Raw genomic sequence first — 18,273 nt, 5'->3', positions numbered from 1 at the left:
ATGGCAAGGATTTATAACTTTAGCGCCGGTCCGTCAATGTTGCCGGAACCGGTTTTGCGGCAAGCTCAACAAGAGATGCTGGATTGGCAAGACAGCGGCATGTCGGTGATGGAAATGAGTCATCGAGGCAAGCATTTTATGGCCATTGCCGAAGCCATGAGAAACGATCTGATCGAATTGCTGGCTATCCCGTCCAATTACAAAGTGTTGTTTCTGCAAGGCGGCGCTAGCGCGCAATTTGCGATGATTCCGCAAAATATTCTGAACGGCAAAACCAAAGCCAGTTATGTGAATACCGGGGCTTGGTCTACCAGTTCGATCAAGGAGGCCGGCAAATATTGCGAAGTCAACATTGCGGCTAGCTCTGAAGACAGCGCGTTTACCACGATACCGGCATTTGATAGTTGGGCTATCGATGCTGATGCAGCGTATTTGCATTACACCTCCAACGAAACCATCCATGGTGTGGAGTTTTCCGACGTTCCTGATGTTGGCGACCTGCCGCTGGTGTGCGATATGTCCTCGAATATTTTGTCGCGTTCGGTCGATGTCAGTCGCTACGGCATTATTTATGCCGGTACGCAAAAAAACATGGGGCCTTCCGGCGTGACCGTAGTCATCGTTCGCGATGATTTGGTCGGTTTGGCACCGAGAACCGTGCCTGCGGTGTTCGATTATCAACAGCAAGCAAAAGCCGATTCCATGTTGAACACACCGGCCACCTATAATTGGTATTTGCTGGGCTTAGTGCTGCAATGGTTGAAACAGCAAGGCGGTATCGCGGCGATTGAACAACATAATGTACACAAGGCCGGCAAGTTGTATCAGGCTATCGATCAGTCCACGCTATATAGCAACCCGGTGGTGAAAGAATACCGTTCCCGAATGAATGTGCCGTTTGTATTGGCTGATGCGGCGCTTGATAAGGAGTTTTTAGGATTGGCCGAAAAAAGCGGTCTAGGTTCATTACCTGGTCACCGGTCGGTCGGTGGCATGCGCGCCAGTATTTACAATGCCATGCCGGAAGCCGGCGTCGATGCCTTGATCGATTTCATGGCTGAGTTCGAACGCACTCACTAGCTATCGGTATGACGGCGATTATCCCTTTGTCTGAATTGCGCGACCGTATCGATTCTATCGATAGGCAGTTACTGCAACTGTTTAATCAACGCGCCGAGTGTGCTATCGAAGTTGCCAGAACCAAAATGGCCGAAGGCGAGACCGGCAGTTTTTACCGGGCAGATCGCGAAGCTCAGGTATTGCGTCGGATCAAGGAGTTGAATCCGGGCCCGCTGGGCGACGATGCGATGGTGCATCTGTTTCGAGAGCTAATGTCGGCGTGTTTGGCTTTGGAAAAGCCCCTGGAGGTCGCCTTTTTGGGGCCGGTCGGCACCTTTACTCAGCAAGCGACCTTCAAACATTTCGGCCATGCCGTGAAGGGCATTCCGGCTGCGACCATCCCGGAGATTTTTCTAGCGGTGGAAACCGGTCATTGCCAATTCGGTGTGGTGCCGGTGGAAAATTCCACCGAAGGCGTGATTGCGCATACCCTGGATCGGTTCATGACTACTTCACTGCAAATCTGCGGCGAAGTTGAAATTCGCGTGCATCAAAACCTGCTCGGCAAAATGGATGCTTTAGCGGCGATTAACGAAGTCTATTCGCATCAACAATCCTTAGCGCAATGTCGGCAATGGCTAAATAGCTATTTGCCTGGCGTGCCTTGCACGGCGGTGAGCAGTAATGCCGAAGCGGCCAGATTGGCGTCTTTGGATCACAATAAAGCGGCGATTGCAGGTTTAATGGCCGCCGAGTTATATGAGTTGAATATCATTGAACAGCATATCGAGGATGAATCCAACAATACCACACGCTTTATCGTCATCGGCAAGCAGCAGCCGGCATCCACCGGACTTGATAAGACCTCTATTTTAGTATCAACCGGCAATCAAGCCGGCGCGCTACACAAGATTTTGGGACCGTTTGCCGAATACGGTATCAGCATGGCTCATATCGAATCCCGGCCGTCGCGGCAGGGCTTGTGGGAATACGTGTTTTTTATTGATATTGATGGTCATCGCGACGATGTCGATGTCGCTAAAGCGCTGGAAACCCTGCAAAATAATGTCAAAATGTTGAAAATCCTCGGCTCTTATCCAAAAGCCGTTATTTAATCTTAGGTCGATGAACAAATTTTTAGAACTTGCTATTGCCGGTGTTCAGCAGCTGGTACCTTATGTGCCCGGTAAGCCGGTCGACGAATTACAGCGTGAGCTAGGTATAGCAGAAGTTATTAAGCTGGCTTCCAACGAAAACCCTCTTGGTACTGGTGCCAAAGTCGCGGCGGCCATTCAAGCCACATTGCCCGAGCTAACCCGTTATCCTGATGGTAGTGGTTTTGCCTTGAAAGCAGCGCTATCCGCTAAGTTAAGTGTGTTGCCTGAACAAATTACCTTGGGTAATGGCTCCAGCGAGATTCTGGAATTGGTGATGCGGACTTTCGTCACCCCGAAATTGGAAGTGGTATTTTCTCAGCATGCGTTTGCGTTGTATCCGATTCTGACGCAGGCCGTTGGCGCCAAAGCCAAAGTCGTGCCGGCTAAACAATACGGTCATGATTTGACTGCGATGCGCGAACAAATTGGTCCGCAAACACGCCTAGTGTTTATCGCCAATCCCAATAATCCGACCGGTACCTTGCTGGATAAAAAGGAATTGGAAAGTTTTATTGCCGATTTGCCAGCTCATGCGCTGTGCGTATTGGACGAGGCTTATTATGAGTTCGTCGATCCCGTGGTTAGAACCGAGTCACTGGATTGGCCGAATCGCTACCCCAATTTAATCATTGCCCGTACTTTTTCCAAAGCTTATGGTTTGGCGGGTATGCGCATCGGTTACGGAATTTCCTCTCCGGATGTCGCCGATTTGTTAAACCGGGTACGCCAGCCTTTCAATTGCAGCATGTTGGCTTTGGCTGCAGCGGAAGCCGCACTGGATGATACCGACTATTTAGAACAGACAGTGACGCTGAATAGCGCCGGCATGGCGCAATTAACCGAAGCGTTCAAGGCATTGGATTTGCCGTGGATACCATCATCCGGCAACTTCGTTTCGGTTGATGTCAAGCAGCCGGCTTTGCCGATTTATGATGCGTTGCTGCGCAAGGGTGTGATCGTGCGGCCGGTGGCCAATTACGAAATGCCCAAGCATTTGCGGGTCAGCATAGGCACCGAGCGCGAAAACGCCATATTCATAAAAGCATTGCGCGAGGTGTTGAGCGGTGTTTAACCGCCTGTGCGTCATCGGCATTGGTTTGATCGGCGGTTCGATTGCCAGGGCTGCGCGCGCGCAAGGTTTATGTCGCGAAGTCGTCGCCTATGGCCGGGAGAAAAATCTGCCGAATATGCAATTGGCCAAACAGCTGGGTGTTATCGATGAGCTTTATACCGACATTGGTGCCGCACTGAAAAATACCGATTGCGTAATCGTCGCCACGCCGGTTGGTAGCATGCAGGCTATTTTCGAACAAATTAAACCGCATTGGAATCCGAATGCTATTTATAGCGATGCCGGTAGCACCAAAGGCAGCGTGGTATCTGCGCTCGAAGCGGTTTTCGGCAGCGTACCGACGAATTTTGTACCGGCTCATCCTATTGCCGGCGCGGAACGTAGCGGGGTCGACGCGTCAACCGTCGATTTGTTTGTCAATCGCCGCCTGATCCTGACGCCGCTAGACAACACCGATCAGCAGGCGTTGGCCAAAATCCATGCGTTTTGGGAAAAAATCGGCTCCAGCGTTTCGGTGATGTCGGTAGAACATCACGATACCGTGCTGGCCGCCACCAGCCATTTGCCACATATTCTGGCTTTCGCCTTGGTCGGTTTGTTGGGGCGCAAGGACGAGCAGCGCGAGATATTTAAATATGCCGCCGGCGGTTTCAGGGATTTCAGCCGTATCGCCTCCAGCGACCCAACGATGTGGCAAGACATCTGCCTGGCGAACAAGCAGGAAATCGTGCCTTTGATTCGCCAATTTCAAGCGGAATTAAGCAAAATAGAACAATTGCTGGTTGAAGATCAATCCGTGCAATTGTTCGAAACCTTTACGTATGCCAGAAATGCCCGGCAGCGTTTTCTCGATCAACAAGAAGACTAAGAAGATTAACATGTCACAAACTATTACTTTTCAAGTGCAGCCGGGCGGTAGTTTGCGCGGCGAAATCCGTGTGCCGGGCGATAAGTCCATGTCGCACCGTTCGATTATGCTGGGTTCACTGGCGGAAGGTGTTACGCACGTCACCGGTTTTTTGAATGCGGAGGATGCCATCTCGACCCTGGAAGCCTTCCGGGCCATGGGCGTGGAAATTGAAGGGCCTGTCAATGGTGAAGTGACGATACACGGCGTGGGCAAGCATGGCCTGAAAGCGCCCGAGAAACCTTTGTATCTGGGCAACTCCGGTACTTCGATGCGTTTGCTGTCGGGTTTGTTGGCCGGCCAACCGTTTGATTGCGTGTTGACCGGTGACAAGTCGTTGGAGTCACGGCCGATGAAACGGGTGACGGCGCCATTGGCGCTGATGGGCGCTGAGATTATTACGCAGGAAAACGGTACTGCTCCGCTGCATATCAAAGGCAAAGCTGGAAAATTGCAGGGTATTCATTACGATATGCCTATCGCTAGCGCCCAGGTCAAATCCTGTTTGTTGCTGGCTGGCATGTACGCGGAAGGCGAAACCAGTGTGACTGAGCCGGCACCGACTCGTGACCACACCGAGCGAATGCTGAACGGGTTCGGTTATCCCGTTACACGCCAAGACAGTACCGCGCGTATCAACAACCAAGGCAAACTCACCGCAACGCAAATCGACGTACCTAGCGACATTTCCTCGGCGGCGTTCTTTCTGGTCGGTGCCAGTATCGCACCTGATTCCGATGTGACTTTACGTCATGTCGGAATCAATCCGACTCGCACCGGTGTAATCGATATTTTGTGCTTGATGGGTGCCAATATCGAAGTGCTGAATGAAAGAGAGGTGGGTGGCGAGCCAGTTGCCGATCTGCGCGTGCGTTCCGCGAATTTGAAAGGCATCAATATTCCCGAGCATCTGGTGCCGCTGGCTATCGACGAGTTTCCGGTGTTGTTTGTCGCTGCTGCTTGTGCGGATGGCCAAACTGTATTGACTGGTGCGGAAGAATTGCGGGTTAAGGAATCAGACCGGATTCAAGTGATGGCCGACGGTTTGCAAATTCTGGGTGTCGATGCGCAGCCAACCAAAGACGGTATGGTGATTAATGGCGGTGGTCATATCGGAGCTGGGGAAGTTGAATCTCATGGAGACCACCGTATTGCGATGTCTTTTTCGATTGCGGGCTTGCGTGCAGACGGGCCGATCACAATCAGGGATTGTGCGAACGTGAATACTTCATTCCCCGAATTCCGGGATTTGGCCACCCATCTAGGTTTAGCTCTAACTAGCTTTTAAGATGCAAACGCCTGTATTGACCATAGACGGCCCCAGCGGCGCCGGTAAAGGCACGGTTAGCCGTGCCGTTGCGAAGCTTTTGGGTTGGAATTATTTAGACAGCGGTTCGATTTACCGCTCATTAGCAGTCGCAGCTTTAAAAGCTGATTTGGATTTGTCCGATATTTTGGCTATTTGTCGAGTCGCTGAAGCTATGTCGTTAGAATTCGATTGCGGCGACGAATTAATTGTTAAGCTAGATGGTGCCGACATTACCAGCCAACTGGGTACCGAAACCACCGGCAATACCGCGTCTATCATTGCGGCATATCCAGAGGTGAGAGCGGTGTTATTTCAAAAACAAAAGGATTTTCAAAGACTTCCGGGTCTGGTCGCGGACGGTCGCGATATGGGTAGCGTGGTGTTTCAAGATGCCAAAATCAAGGTGTATTTAACCGCCAGCGCAGAGGAAAGGGCGCTTAGGCGATATAAACAGTTGATTGAAAAGGGGATTGATGCTAACCTTCCTCAAATCACTCGGGAAATAGAAGAGCGCGATTTTCGCGATCAGCAACGAGCCACGGCTCCGCTTACCGTGCCGGAAGGTGCGCATTATATCGATTCATCCAGTTTGACTATTCAGCAAGTGATTGATCAGGTAGTAAATTTAGTCGATTAAGGCTATTGGTGGTTACCGAATTTTTATCGGTGACTTTATTTTAATTTCAGAGAAGAAAAAACTTGTTTGAGTCTTAGCAAGTTTGGGAAAGTAGAGATGGGCGAAAGCTTTGCAGAGTTGTTTGAAGAGAGTTATGCCAAGACCGAAATGCGTCCTGGCGCAATGCTAATTGGTACCGTTGTTGACATCGAAAACGAATTTGTTATCGTCAGCACACAAGCCAAATCAGAAGGGGTCATTCCTAAATGGCAATTTCTGAATGCCGATGGCGACCTAGAGGTCAACGTAGGTGATGAAATTGAGGTTGCTCTCGATTTATTTGAAGATGGCCTCGGCGCCACTCTTCTTTCCCGTGATAAAGCCAAGAAAAGCAAAGCTTGGGCTGAACTGGAAAAAGCCTTTGAAACCCAAGAAACCATCGTCGGCCGTATCAACGGCAAAGTGCGTGGTGGTTTCACTGTTGCAGTTGGTGCATTGCGCGCCTTCTTGCCGGGTTCACTGGTTGACGTTCGTCCTATCCGCGACACTGCTTTCCTGGAAAATCGCGATCTGGAATTTAAAGTCATCAAAATCGACCAAAAACGTAACAATGTCGTGTTGTCACGTCGTGCGGTTGTTGAAAGCGAATACAGCGCAGAGCGCGAAGAGTTGGTTAAAACTCTGCAAGACGGTGCGATTGTTACCGGTATCGTTAAAAACCTCACCGATTACGGTGCGTTTATCGATTTGGGCGGCGTCGACGGTCTGCTGCACATTACCGATATGGCATGGCGTCGCGTACGTCACCCATCCGAGTGTGTAGAAATCGGTCAGGAAGTTAAAGTTAAAGTACTGAAATTCGATAAAGATAAAACTCGCGTATCGTTGGGCATGAAACAAATGGATGAAGATCCATGGCAAAACATCGCTCGTCGTTACCCTGCCGGCACTCGTGTGTTTGGTAAAGTTAACAACCTCACTGATTACGGTTGCTTCGTGGAAATCGAAGAAGGCGTCGAAGGTTTGGTACACGTTTCCGAAATGGACTGGACCAACAAAAACGTCAACCCATCTAAAGTTGTGCAATTGGGCGATGAGTGCGAAGTCATGGTTCTGGAAATCGACGAAGAACGTCGTCGTATTTCATTGGGTATGAAACAATGCCGTTCGAATCCATGGGATGAATTTGCCGCTACTCACAATAAAGGCGACAAAATCTCCGGCAAAATCAAATCGATCACCGATTTCGGTATCTTCATCGGCCTGGACGGCGGTATTGACGGTTTGGTGCATATGTCCGACATTTCCTGGAACGAGAACGACGAAGAAGCCATTCGCAATTACAAAAAAGGCGATGAAGTCGAAACCGTCATTCTGGCTGTTGATTCCGAACGCGAACGCATTTCGCTGGGCATCAAACAACTCGAACAAGATCCTTTCCAAAACTACATTGCTGTTCATGAAAAAGGCAGCTTAGTTAAAGGCGTTATTAAAGAAATCGATGCTAAAGGCGCAATTGTGACCTTGGCCGATAACGTCGAAGGTTATTTGCGCGCTTCTGAAATTCAACGTGACCGTGTCGAAGATGCACGCACCTTGTTGAAAGAAGGCGAAGAAATCGAAGCCAAGTTTGTCGGTGTTGACAAAAAGACTAAATCTATTTCTTTGTCTATCAAAGCGAAAGACGTCGAAGAAGAGTCAAATGCCATTAAAGATTACTCGTCACAAAATGCGGGTACAGCCACATTAGGCGATATCTTTAAACAAATGGACAAGTAGTAAAACCATCTCCAAGGGTGGCATGACTAGCTCATGTCACCCTTTTTTGATTATTCAGGGCTGGATGTGACGAAATCAGAATTGATAGAGATGCTGGCACGAAAGCAGCCTCATCTCGCGCTTAAAGATGTTGAATTGGCAGTCAGATGCGTTGTTGACCACTTGAGCGATACGCTGGCAAGTGGTGATAGGATAGAAATCAGAGGTTTTGGCAGTTTTTCATTACACCATCGTTCAGCACGATTGGGACGTAACCCCAAAACCGGCGATTCAGTGTCCTTAACAGAAAAGCATGTGCCGCATTTTAAACCGGGAAAAGAATTGAGGGATATGGTTGATGCTTCCAGGGAAAAATTCAAAATTGTCGATTGACAATAAATAGCGCATTAACAATACCAACTCAACCCACACACGCTGTGAGTGGCGTTGAACTTCATATGATTTTCGAGTGGTGGCATTGGCCGCCACTTAAAGATTATTGCCACATTACGAATTAGGCTCCCAACTCAAAAGGACCTAAGCAGAATTTAATCAGACCGGTTGCCAGTGAGCTTATTCGATCATTATTACAGCTATGATCCTGGCTACGGTTACAGTCTTGATGATCTGTTAAACGTTCCGGCGCCGCAAGAATCTAGCGATTTCAATCGGTTTTGGCGGGATAAATATCAAAAAGCCTTATCTGTCTCTCCACAATTTTCTCTGAATTACCAATGCCTGCGAGCTGGCTACCGTGTCTATGACATAGGCTATCGGTCTACTGATGGTTTTCATATAGCCGGCTGGTTGCTCGAGCCGGATGCGCAACCCATTACGCGAAGCATAGTTGTCGGCCATGGGTATGGTGGCCGAGAACAGCCGGATTTTCATCTCAGAATACCGGGCGCCGCCTTACTTTTTCCTTGCTTTCGCGGTATATCTCGCAGTCGTTGCGCACGATTACCGGAACAGCCGAATCAGCATGTCGTCCAGGGTATTGACGATCCCAATAATTACGTGATAGGTGGATGTGTAGAAGATCTATGGTTGGCGGTAACCGTTCTAGTTGAACGTTATCCTTCAATCTCGGATAAGGTCGGCTACATGGGTATTAGTTTTGGTGCTGGAATCGGAGCCTTGGCGGCGCCTTGGGATTCCAGGATCAAGCGAGTGCACTTGAATGTCCCCACCTTCGGCAATCAGCCTTTGCGTTTAAGCTTGCCGACCAGTGGCAGTGCTGCAGCTTTAAAAGCCTATAGTCAAAACCACCATAATGTGTTTGACACATTGGCCTATTACGATGCTGCTGTTTCCGCACGCTATGCGATACAGCCCTTGCACGCCGCAGTTGCGTTATTCGATCCGGTTGTCGCACCACCCGGACAGTTTGCGATATACAACGCTTGGGCAGCAGACAAGCTTTTATTTGTATTGGATGCGGGACATTTTGATTATCCGCGCCAGCATGATCAAGAGCGGCAATTGATTGCGGAGCTACAATGTTTTTTCGGAGAATCGTCGCTTTAGGTTATGAATCGCGAATATCATCACTGGCACAGTCCGCGCTTGGGTCGCGACATGGAGTTCCTGGTTTTCGGCCATGCCGGCGCCAAAGTACTCATTTTTCCAACTCGCGACGGTCGTTTTTACGAGTACGAAAACCTCGGCATTGTCGAACGGCTCCGTAATAAAATTGAAGCGGGTCAGATACAGCTGTATTGCGTTGACAGTATCGATCACGAAACTTTTTACTGTTTTTGGCGGCGGCCTAAAGACCGTATTCAGCGCCACATGTTTTTCGAAGACTATATATTGAACGAGATCATGCCGTTCATGGCCTTGAAAAATCCGCATCCCTGTGTCATTGCTCACGGCTGCAGTTTAGGCGGTTTTCATGCTGCCAATATTGCTTTCCGGCATCCCCATTTATTTAAAAAATTGGTGGCATTTTCAGGGCGTTTCGACTTGACCCTGGAAGTTGAATGTTTCAGGAACCTGTTCGACGGCTATTACGACGACCATGTTTACTTCCATACACCAAGCCATTTTTTACCTAATCTGAATAGCGACGCCCAACTGGCGCGTTTGCGGCAAATGGAAATCACGCTGGTTATCGGCAAGGAAGATCCTTTTTTGCAGAATAATCATGAATTGAGTCAAACACTCGCCGAGAAGGGCGTTCAACATGCCCTTTACGAATGGGAAGGGCGTGCGCATCAAGGCCACTATTGGCGCAGAATGGCACCACTATATATTTGATAGACTTTCCTCTACCGTCTCAATCCAACTAATCCGCACATGATTAAACGTATTTTGCTCGTCTTGTTATTGACCGTGCTGATTCTAGGTGCGCTGTTTGGCACGAAGTTCTATCAAATCAATCAAGCCGTCAGTCAGATGCAAGCACCGCCGCCTCCGCTGGTTGCCATTGCCGAGGTTAAACAAGAGCAATGGCCCGCTTCGTTAGCAACGGTCGGTAGTTTAAGGGCTGTAGCGGGTATTAACATCAGTAACGAAGTCGCCGGGCAAATTAAGGCGATACATTTCGAATCAGGACAAACGGTCAAACAAGGTCAATTGTTAATCGAGCTGGATAGTGCAACTGACCAAGCGGAATTACAAGGTTTACAGGCCGAACAGCACCTGGCGCAAATTCGATATCAACGCACCGCTCAATTGATAGACAAAAAGTTCGTGTCCCAATCCGATTACGACCAAAACAAAGCCTTGTTGGAAGAGGCGAGTGCTGCGGTAGCTAGCAAACAAACCTTAATTGCCAAAAAGCAGATAAAAGCGCCCTTTAGCGGGGATCTAGGCATACGCCAAGTCGATTTAGGCCAATATTTACCAGTGGGCTCAGCGTTAATTTTGTTGCAAAAGTTGGACCCCATCTTTCTTGATTTCAACTTACCGGAGCGCTATCTGAGCCAACTCAGTTTAAGCCAACAAGTCACTATTAATGTCCAGGCATACCCGGATACAGGATTCAGCGGCGAGATCGTGGCGATCAGCCCGGCGGTGGAACAACAAAGCCGCTCTTTGAAAGTGCAGGCCCGCTTAGCAAATCAAGATAGAAAGTTGCATCCCGGCATGTTTGCCCAAGTGCAAATCGTTTCCGGCAAACAGAGTGCCGTATTAACCGTGCCGGACACCGCGCTTACTTACAATCCTTATGGTGAGTCCGTGTTTTTGCTGACCGCTAGCGACAAAGGCTTCACCGTGCAAAACCGGCAGGTGCAAAGTGGGCAAAGCCGCGCAGGCAGGGTAGAAATTATCAGCGGTCTCAATGCCGGGGATAAAGTTGTCAGTGCCGGGCAGGTTAAATTGCGCAATGGCATGCCGGTAGCCGTGGATAAGCTACCCACGCCCGGCGAGCGTGAGGTCGCGCAGTGAAGTTTACCGATCTATTTATTCAACGGCCGGTACTTGCCAGCGTAGTCAGTCTACTTATTTTGATTCTGGGTTTGCGGGCCTTAACAGTATTGGAACTACGCCAATATCCGGAAACCGAAAACACCGTAGTAACCATCACCACCTCTTACCCCGGCGCCGGTAGCGAACTGATCAAAGGGTTTATTACCACGCCTTTACAGCAAGCTATCGCCGAAGCCAATGGCATCGATTACTTATCCTCCAGCAGCCGCCAGGGCAGTTCGGTAATTCAGGCGCATATGCGCCTAAACTACGATCCGAATGCCGCAGTTGCGGAAATCCAGGCCAAAGTTGCCAGTCAACGCAACGTCTTGCCGGAAGAAGCCGAGGATCCGGTGATTACCTCGCAAACCGGCAACGACACGGCCCTGATGTATATCGCGCTGTACAGCGACACCTTGCAAGCCGCACAACTCAGCGATTACATGTTGCGGGTGGTACAACCCAAGCTGCAAGCCGTTGCGGGTGTCGGCAAAGCAGCGATATTGGGCAATAAGACCTTTGCGATGCGAATTTGGCTGGACCCGGAGCGAATGGCGGCCTTGGGAGTCACCGCCGGCGAGCTGGATCAAGTGTTGCGTGCCAATAATTATCTGTCCGGGGTTGGTGGCACCAAGGGCAATTACGTCAAACTCGATTTGGACGCCACTACCGACGCGGTCAGTCAGCAACAGTTTCAACAATTGGTCGTCAGCAATCGCGGCGGCACGTTGGTGAGATTGGCCGACATCGCCAATATCGAACTGGGTAGCGAAGATTACGATTCGGTCGACTGGTACAAAGGCAAAATGGCAATTTTTATGGGCATAGAGCAGGCGCCGGGCGCCAATCCGCTCACGGTCGCCAAAGCCGTTAAGCAGCAATTAAAGGAGATCGAGCGCGACCTGCCCGATGCGATGCATGTTTTGTTGCCCTATGACGCCAGCCAATTCATAGATGATTCCATCCACGAAGTAATCAGCACCTTGCTGGAAGCGGTTGCTATCGTCTTGGTGGTGATATTTTTGTCCTTGGGCTCGTTGCGCGCAGCCTTAATACCCGCTGTGACTGTGCCCTTGTCCTTGGTGGGCGGCGCATTCTTGATGCTGGCGATGGGCTTTTCCCTAAACTTATTAACCATGCTGGCCATGGTTCTAGCCATCGGTTTGGTGGTTGATGATGCTATCGTTGTAGTAGAAAACATTCATAGACATATCGAAAACGGCCGCACGCGAATGCAGGCCGCCATCGAAGGCGCCCGCGAATTGGCTCTACCGGTCATCGCGATGACTACCACGCTTATTGCGGTTTACGCGCCGATTGGTTTCATGGGCGGTCTGGTCGGTACTTTGTTTACCGAATTCGCTTTTTCCTTGGCTGGCGCAGTGCTGGTTTCCGGGGTGGTGGCGCTGACCTTGTCGCCGATGATGAGTTCGCGATTTTTAAAAGAAGCCGGACAACCCGGACGCTTCGAATTGGCTGTCGAGCATTTTTTCGACGGCTTAGCTCGTTACTATCTGCGGCTGTTACACAAAGTGTTGGCATATCCGGCGGCGGTTATGGTGTTCGCCTTATTGGTGTTGGTCAGTATCTACTTCATGTTTATGCTGTCCAACAAAGAGTTAGCGCCGACCGAAGACCAAAGTTTCTTATTCGCAATTTCTACCGCGCCGCAAACTTCGACCCTGAAATACAACGAAGTCTACGCCCGGGAACTGATTCGCGAGTTTGAAAGCATGCCGGAACATGAAGAAAGCTTTCTGATTATGGGCTTTGGCGGCGACAGCAATACCGTGTTCAGCGGTTTCAAAATGCCGTCCACTTTTCAACGCCAACGTTCGCTACCGCAAATCGTGCCGGAACTGCAAAGTAAGGTGGATAAAGTGGCCGGCTTTCAGAGCGCGGTGATTCCGCCACCCAGCCTGCCTGGCTCCGGCGGCGGTCTGCCGATGCAGTTTGTGATCACTAGCGATGCCGATTACGTCAAACTGGACCAAGTAGCCGATCAATTGCTGGGCAAAGCCATGCAAAGCGGCCAATTTGCTTTTCTGATGAAGGACGTTTCCTTCAATCGGCCGAAATCGACATTGGTGATCGATCGCGATCGAGCTGCCGACCTGGGTATTACCATGCAGGACATAGGCAGCAATCTGGCGACTTTACTGGGCGGGCAATACGTCAATCGTTTTAGTTTGCAGGGCCGCAGCTATAAAGTGATTCCGCAGGTAGACGATGCATCGCGCCTGGATATAAGCAAACTGGATTATTACTATTTGCGCACTGCATCCGGTGCGCAAGTGCCCTTGTCCTCGCTGGTGAAAATACAAAACTCGGTGGAACCCGGCAAGCGCAGCCAGTTTCAGCAGTTAAACAGTCTGACAGTGAGCGGCATGGTGATCCCTGGCGTGGGTTTGGGCGATGCGATGGCCGGTTTGGAAAAGATTGCCGGCGAAGTATTTCCGCGCGGCTTCGGCTTCGATTACACCGGCGAATCGCGGCAATATCTTCAGCAGGGTAATGTATTAATCATGACTTTCTTCATGGCGCTACTGATTATCTACTTGGTACTGGCCGCGCAATTCGAAAGCTGGCGTGACCCTTTGATCATCCTGATTTCCGTGCCGTTATCCATCGCCAGCGCGATGGCGTTTTTAATGCTCGGTTTCGCGACTATCAATATTTACACGCAGGTGGGCTTGATTACTTTGATTGGCCTGGTGGCTAAGAACGGTATTTTGATCGTTGAATTTGCCAATCAATTGCAAATTCGCGAGCGGATTAGTAGAAATTTAGCTATCGAACAAGCCGCCAGCATTCGTTTACGGCCTATCTTGATGACCACCGTGGCGATGATTGTGGCGATGTTGCCGTTGCTGTTGGCCACAGGGCCCGGCGCCGCCAGCCGGTTTGCGATTGGCTTGGTGATCGCCACTGGCTTAGGTCTGGGCACATTGTTTACCTTATTTGTGGTGCCGGCTTTTTACTTATTACTGGCCCGCGACCACAGTCTGCAAGTTAAGATTTAGTCGCTAAGCCGTCGGTTCTGCTCGGTGGAAATGAGCTTTCACACTAGTTCGCCAGCGTCCAATGTTTGTTCTGCATCAAGCACGGGCGGAGCAATCATTCGGCCTTGCATCAATTCATCGATCTGATGTTTGTCCAGCGTTTCCCAGTCCAATAAGGCTTGTGCCATGCTATGCAGAATGTCGATATTTTCCTTTAATAGGTTTTCGGCTCTTAGATAATTGTTGTCCACAATCAACCTAATTTCCCGGTCGATAAGGCGCGCCATGTGCTCAGACATGGGTTTGGCTTGCGGCCCCAGATAGCTGCCTTCATTGTCGCCGTAGTCCAGCGGCCCAAGATTGTCCGATAGCCCCCATTTGGTAACCATGTTGCGAGCTAATTGCGTCGCCCGTTGTATATCGTTTGAGGCCCCAGTGGTCACCTTATTTTTGCCGTAAACCAGGGCTTCCGCGGCCCGGCCGCCGAACAAACTGGAAATTTGGCTTTCCAATTTGTCCTTGCTGGCACTGTATTCATCGCGCTCCGGCAAGAACATAGTAATACCCAATGCGCCGCCGCGTGGCATGATGCTGACTTTGTAGACCGGATCGTGTTCGGGAACCAAGCGACCGACGATGGCGTGGCCAGCTTCGTGATAGGCGGTCATCAACAAGTCTTCACGGCTCATGATCATTGTGCGTTTCTCAGCACCCATAATAGTTTTGTCGCGGGCCTTATCCAAGTCGTTCATCGTGATTTCGCGCTGATTGTTGCGGGCGGCAAACAAGGCGCCTTCGTTGATCAGATTGGCCAATTCGGCGCCGGAAAAGCCCGGTGTGCCGCGCGCCAAATCGTTAAGGTTGACGTCGTCGGCCAGCGGTACTCGGCTGGAATGAACCCTGAGGATTTGTTCGCGGCCTTTAATATCAGGCAGGCTGACTTGTACTTGCCGGTCGAATCGTCCCGGACGCAACAAGGCTTTATCCAATACGTCGATGCGGTTGGTGGCGGCGATGACGATAATGCCCTCGTTGCCGCTAAAGCCATCCATTTCGACCAATAATTGATTTAGAGTTTGTTCGCGCTCTTCCGTACCGCCCATATTGCCGGGGCTGCGCTGCCGGCCGACCGCATCGATTTCGTCAATAAAAATGATACACGGAGCCTGTTTTTTAGCTTGCACGAATAGATCGCGGACCCTGGATGCGCCGACGCCGACAAACATTTCCACAAAATCGGAACCCGAAATCGAGAAGAACGGTACACCGGCTTCACCGGCAATCGCGCGAGCCAATAGCGTTTTTCCGGTGCCAGGCGGGCCGACCATCAGCACGCCTCTGGGGATTTTGCCGCCCAAGGCCTCGTATTTGCCCGGCGCTTTCAGGAAATCGACCAATTCCGCGACATCCTGTTTGGCTTCCTCGACGCCGGCAACGTCATTAAAGCGGATTTTTACTTGATTCTCCGTCATCAATTTAGCTCGGCTTTTGCCGAAATTGCTTTGAGCACCAGCACCAAGTAGTTGTTTGCGCATGAAATAAATCAATACCCCAATCAGCAAAAAGGTTGGTGCCCAGGAATAAAACACCTGCATAAATGTCGACTGCGTTAACGGTCTTTGTACGACGACCTTCACACCATTTTGCAATAGATCTTCTATCATCGTCACATCTCCAGGACTGTAAGCGGTAAAATGTGTGCCGTCATGCCTTAGACCATCGATAGCTCTGCCGTCTATTATCACTTCAGCGACCCGTTTGCTGCGTATATCCTGGATAAAGTCGGAATACGGAATGTCGCCGTGGGCGTTATAGACAGCAGGGGCGGGATTAAAAACTACAAACCCAGCAATAGCGATGCCGGCCAGTATGAACAACAAGAACAAAGTTTTTTTCATGGTTGTGGCCTTTGGGTAGGGATGCGAGCCGTATGTATTACAGTCTAGTAAAGCTTGTTAAGGGTGCTATTTAATTATGCAACATTTCGGTTGCCGACTATTTCAACTTTATACTGCTTGCCTTGAATCAAAAGCTGACGTAATTGTTGGTGGGGAGCTTATAAGCAGATGTGATTAATTTAGTGGATTTTTAGGCGCCTGCAAAGCAGGCCTACTGAGAAGCGTTGGCTTTTTTCAAGCCAAAATTTCTCAGCTGTTTAAGCCAAGGTGATTTTTTGAGAAAGTTTGTACCGGCAATGCCAACTATGTCGTTCGCTGAGCGGAGCCGAAGCGAACGGAAAATTGCTTGGTTTGGGTACATTGATTGCCGTAAATCGACTAAGAGATCATGACTCGTCAACAGCCAAAGCCAGATTGGCCAAATGCTGTAACGCATCCCGGTAGGTGGTTTCGGAATCCGCTCTGACCGTGGCGTGCGCCACTTTTCGGCCTTTACGCGGAGTTTTGTCGTATAGATGCAAATGTACGTTTGGTATGTTTAACAATTTTGCGTCGTCGGCTAAGCCACCGATAAAATTCACCATCCCCGCATATCCGCGCGGCTTAGTCGAGCCTAAGGGTAAATCCAGAATCGCCCGTAAGTGATTTTCGAATTGACTGGTTTCCGCACCTTCTATGGTCCAGTGCCCGGAATTATGCACACGCGGCGCGAATTCATTGGCCAGTAGCTCACCGTTTAGGTCGAACAATTCCAGCGCAATCACGCCGACATAATCCAGTTTTTCCAGCAGCAGGCTGACGTAACTCTCGGCGATTGTTTGTTCGGGATCATTAGCACAGCATTCGGCAACGCGGAGGATGCCGCCGCGATGCTGGTTTTCCGATAGAGGGTAGTAAGCAATTTCGCCGGACGGACTGCGGGCGGCGATGATCGATACTTCGCGCTGAAACGGCACGAAGCCTTCGACTATAGAGGCCGCGCCTTGCATGCTTTGCCAGGCTGACTCCAGTTGGTCGGCCGATTTTATAACCACTTGGCCCTTGCCGTCGTAACCCATGCGCCGGCTTTTCAAAATAGCCGGGTAGCCGATTTCGGGCATGGCTTGTTCCAAATCCGCCAAGTTATCGATGGCTGCGAAGGGCGCAGTTCGGATGCCTAATTCCTTGAAGAAATTTTTTTCCTGCAATCTATCCTGAGCGACGGCCAAGGCGCCGGCCGGCGGATAGACTTTGGTGTGGCTGGACAGGAATTCGGCGACATGCGCCGGCACGTTTTCAAATTCGTACGTGACCACATCGGCTTTTTCAGCCAATTCCGCCAACAAGTTCGGATCGTCGTAAGCGCCCAGCAGATGCTCGCTTAAACCGGCGGCACCGGCGTTCGGATCGGGATCGAGCACGATAAATTTCAGTCCCAGCGGATAACCGGCGAGGGCGATCATTCTGGCGAGTTGGCCGCCACCCAAAATACCAATTTTCATCCGGCCACCTGTCTAGGATCGGGGGTGGCAATCACACTCTCGGTCTGCTGTTGACGATAAGCATCGAGAGCCGGGCGATATTGCGGATGTTTATTACTGATGATCGCAGCGGCCAGCAAGGCGGCGTTAATTGCGCCGGCCTTGCCTATGGCCAAGGTGCCGACCGGGATGCCGGCCGGCATTTGCACGATGGATAACAAGGAGTCCATGCCATTCAAGGCTTTTGATTGCACGGGTACACCCAACACCGGCAGTGCGGTTTTAGCGGCGGTCATGCCCGGCAAATGCGCGGCACCGCCGGCGCCGGCAATAATGACTTCCAAACCTTTGCCTTCCGCGGTTTCCGCATACTTAAACAACTTGTCGGGGGTGCGATGGGCCGAAACCACTTCCACTTCATGCGGAATATCAAGATGTTCTAGGGTTTGCGCTGCATGTTGCATGGTTTCCCAATCGGATGTGGAACCCATGATGATGCCTATCAATGCGGTCATGCAAAATCTCCGGTATTTGCGATCAATCGAAACAGGCCCGATTATCGCATAAATGGGGAGATTTTCTCTGTTGGCAAATTGCGAACTATGCCGAGCTTAATGATAA

The 18,273-nt window shown here is 50.4% G+C and carries 15 protein-coding genes; 12 read left to right on the top strand and 3 right to left on the bottom strand.

Annotation, left to right across the window (positions count from 1 at the left end; translation table 11 throughout):
• The 12 genes from serC to EBA_RS11140 all read left to right on the top strand — a co-directional run bounded on the left by serC (position 1) and on the right by EBA_RS11140 (position 14,315).
• Positions 1–1,080: a 3-phosphoserine/phosphohydroxythreonine transaminase gene (gene serC / locus EBA_RS11195; RefSeq protein WP_192374793.1), complete on the top strand. Its 1,080-nt coding sequence runs from the start codon at positions 1–3 to the stop codon at positions 1,078–1,080.
• Between the two features lie 8 nt (positions 1,081–1,088).
• The gene (gene pheA / locus EBA_RS11190; protein ID WP_192374792.1) at positions 1,089–2,174 is read left to right on the top strand and encodes a prephenate dehydratase; all 1,086 of its coding nucleotides are present in this window, start codon (positions 1,089–1,091) and stop codon (positions 2,172–2,174) included.
• A gap of 10 nt (positions 2,175–2,184) precedes the next feature.
• Positions 2,185–3,288, top strand: coding sequence for a histidinol-phosphate transaminase (gene hisC, locus EBA_RS11185; protein ID WP_192374791.1), 1,104 nt, complete (start codon positions 2,185–2,187; stop codon positions 3,286–3,288).
• Positions 3,281–4,156: a prephenate dehydrogenase gene (locus EBA_RS11180; RefSeq protein WP_192374790.1), complete on the top strand. Its 876-nt coding sequence runs from the start codon at positions 3,281–3,283 to the stop codon at positions 4,154–4,156. Before hisC ends, EBA_RS11180 begins: the two co-directional genes overlap by 8 nt.
• A 10-nt stretch (positions 4,157–4,166) precedes the next feature.
• Complete coding sequence (aroA, locus tag EBA_RS11175; RefSeq protein ID WP_192374789.1) at positions 4,167–5,483, top strand: 3-phosphoshikimate 1-carboxyvinyltransferase; 1,317 nt, start codon at positions 4,167–4,169, stop codon at positions 5,481–5,483.
• A gap of 1 nt (position 5,484) precedes the next feature.
• A complete protein-coding gene (gene cmk, locus EBA_RS11170) occupies positions 5,485–6,141 on the top strand; it encodes a (d)CMP kinase (protein WP_192374788.1) in 657 nt (218 codons plus the stop codon).
• 96 nt (positions 6,142–6,237) lie between these two features.
• Complete coding sequence (rpsA, locus tag EBA_RS11165; protein ID WP_192374787.1) at positions 6,238–7,899, top strand: 30S ribosomal protein S1; 1,662 nt, start codon at positions 6,238–6,240, stop codon at positions 7,897–7,899.
• Between the two features lie 66 nt (positions 7,900–7,965).
• Positions 7,966–8,271 (top strand): integration host factor subunit beta, encoded by a 306-nt coding sequence (locus tag EBA_RS11160; RefSeq protein WP_033193988.1) that lies wholly within the window; start codon positions 7,966–7,968, stop codon positions 8,269–8,271.
• 174 nt (positions 8,272–8,445) lie between these two features.
• Positions 8,446–9,405 carry an acetylxylan esterase gene (locus EBA_RS11155; RefSeq protein WP_192374786.1) on the top strand — a complete coding sequence of 320 codons (960 nt, stop codon included), beginning with the start codon at positions 8,446–8,448 and terminating at the stop codon, positions 9,403–9,405.
• Positions 9,406–9,408: 3 nt separating this feature from the next.
• Complete coding sequence (locus EBA_RS11150) at positions 9,409–10,137, top strand: esterase family protein (RefSeq protein WP_192374785.1); 729 nt, start codon at positions 9,409–9,411, stop codon at positions 10,135–10,137.
• Between the two features lie 39 nt (positions 10,138–10,176).
• Positions 10,177–11,271, top strand: coding sequence for an efflux RND transporter periplasmic adaptor subunit (locus tag EBA_RS11145; RefSeq protein ID WP_192374784.1), 1,095 nt, complete (start codon positions 10,177–10,179; stop codon positions 11,269–11,271).
• The gene (locus EBA_RS11140) at positions 11,268–14,315 is read left to right on the top strand and encodes an efflux RND transporter permease subunit (protein ID WP_192374783.1); all 3,048 of its coding nucleotides are present in this window, start codon (positions 11,268–11,270) and stop codon (positions 14,313–14,315) included. Before EBA_RS11145 ends, EBA_RS11140 begins: the two co-directional genes overlap by 4 nt.
• A gap of 38 nt (positions 14,316–14,353) precedes the next feature.
• Here the strand turns inward: EBA_RS11140 and ftsH are convergent, their stop codons facing one another.
• The 3 genes from ftsH to purE form a co-directional block, all read right to left on the bottom strand.
• Complete coding sequence (gene ftsH / locus EBA_RS11135) at positions 14,354–16,192, bottom strand: ATP-dependent zinc metalloprotease FtsH (RefSeq protein ID WP_192374782.1); 1,839 nt, start codon at positions 16,190–16,192, stop codon at positions 14,354–14,356.
• A 386-nt stretch (positions 16,193–16,578) separates the two neighbouring features.
• A complete protein-coding gene (locus tag EBA_RS11130; protein ID WP_192374781.1) occupies positions 16,579–17,673 on the bottom strand; it encodes a 5-(carboxyamino)imidazole ribonucleotide synthase in 1,095 nt (364 codons plus the stop codon).
• Positions 17,670–18,167, bottom strand: a complete 498-nt coding sequence (purE, locus tag EBA_RS11125; protein WP_192374780.1) for a 5-(carboxyamino)imidazole ribonucleotide mutase — start codon at positions 18,165–18,167, stop codon at positions 17,670–17,672. Before purE ends, EBA_RS11130 begins: the two co-directional genes overlap by 4 nt.
• Positions 18,168–18,273: the final 106 nt, after the last annotated feature.

It is taken from the genome of Methylomonas albis, assembly GCF_014850955.1.
Classification (GTDB): Bacteria; Pseudomonadota; Gammaproteobacteria; order Methylococcales; family Methylomonadaceae; genus Methylomonas; species Methylomonas albis.
This window is presented reverse-complemented; position numbering and strand designations above follow the sequence as displayed.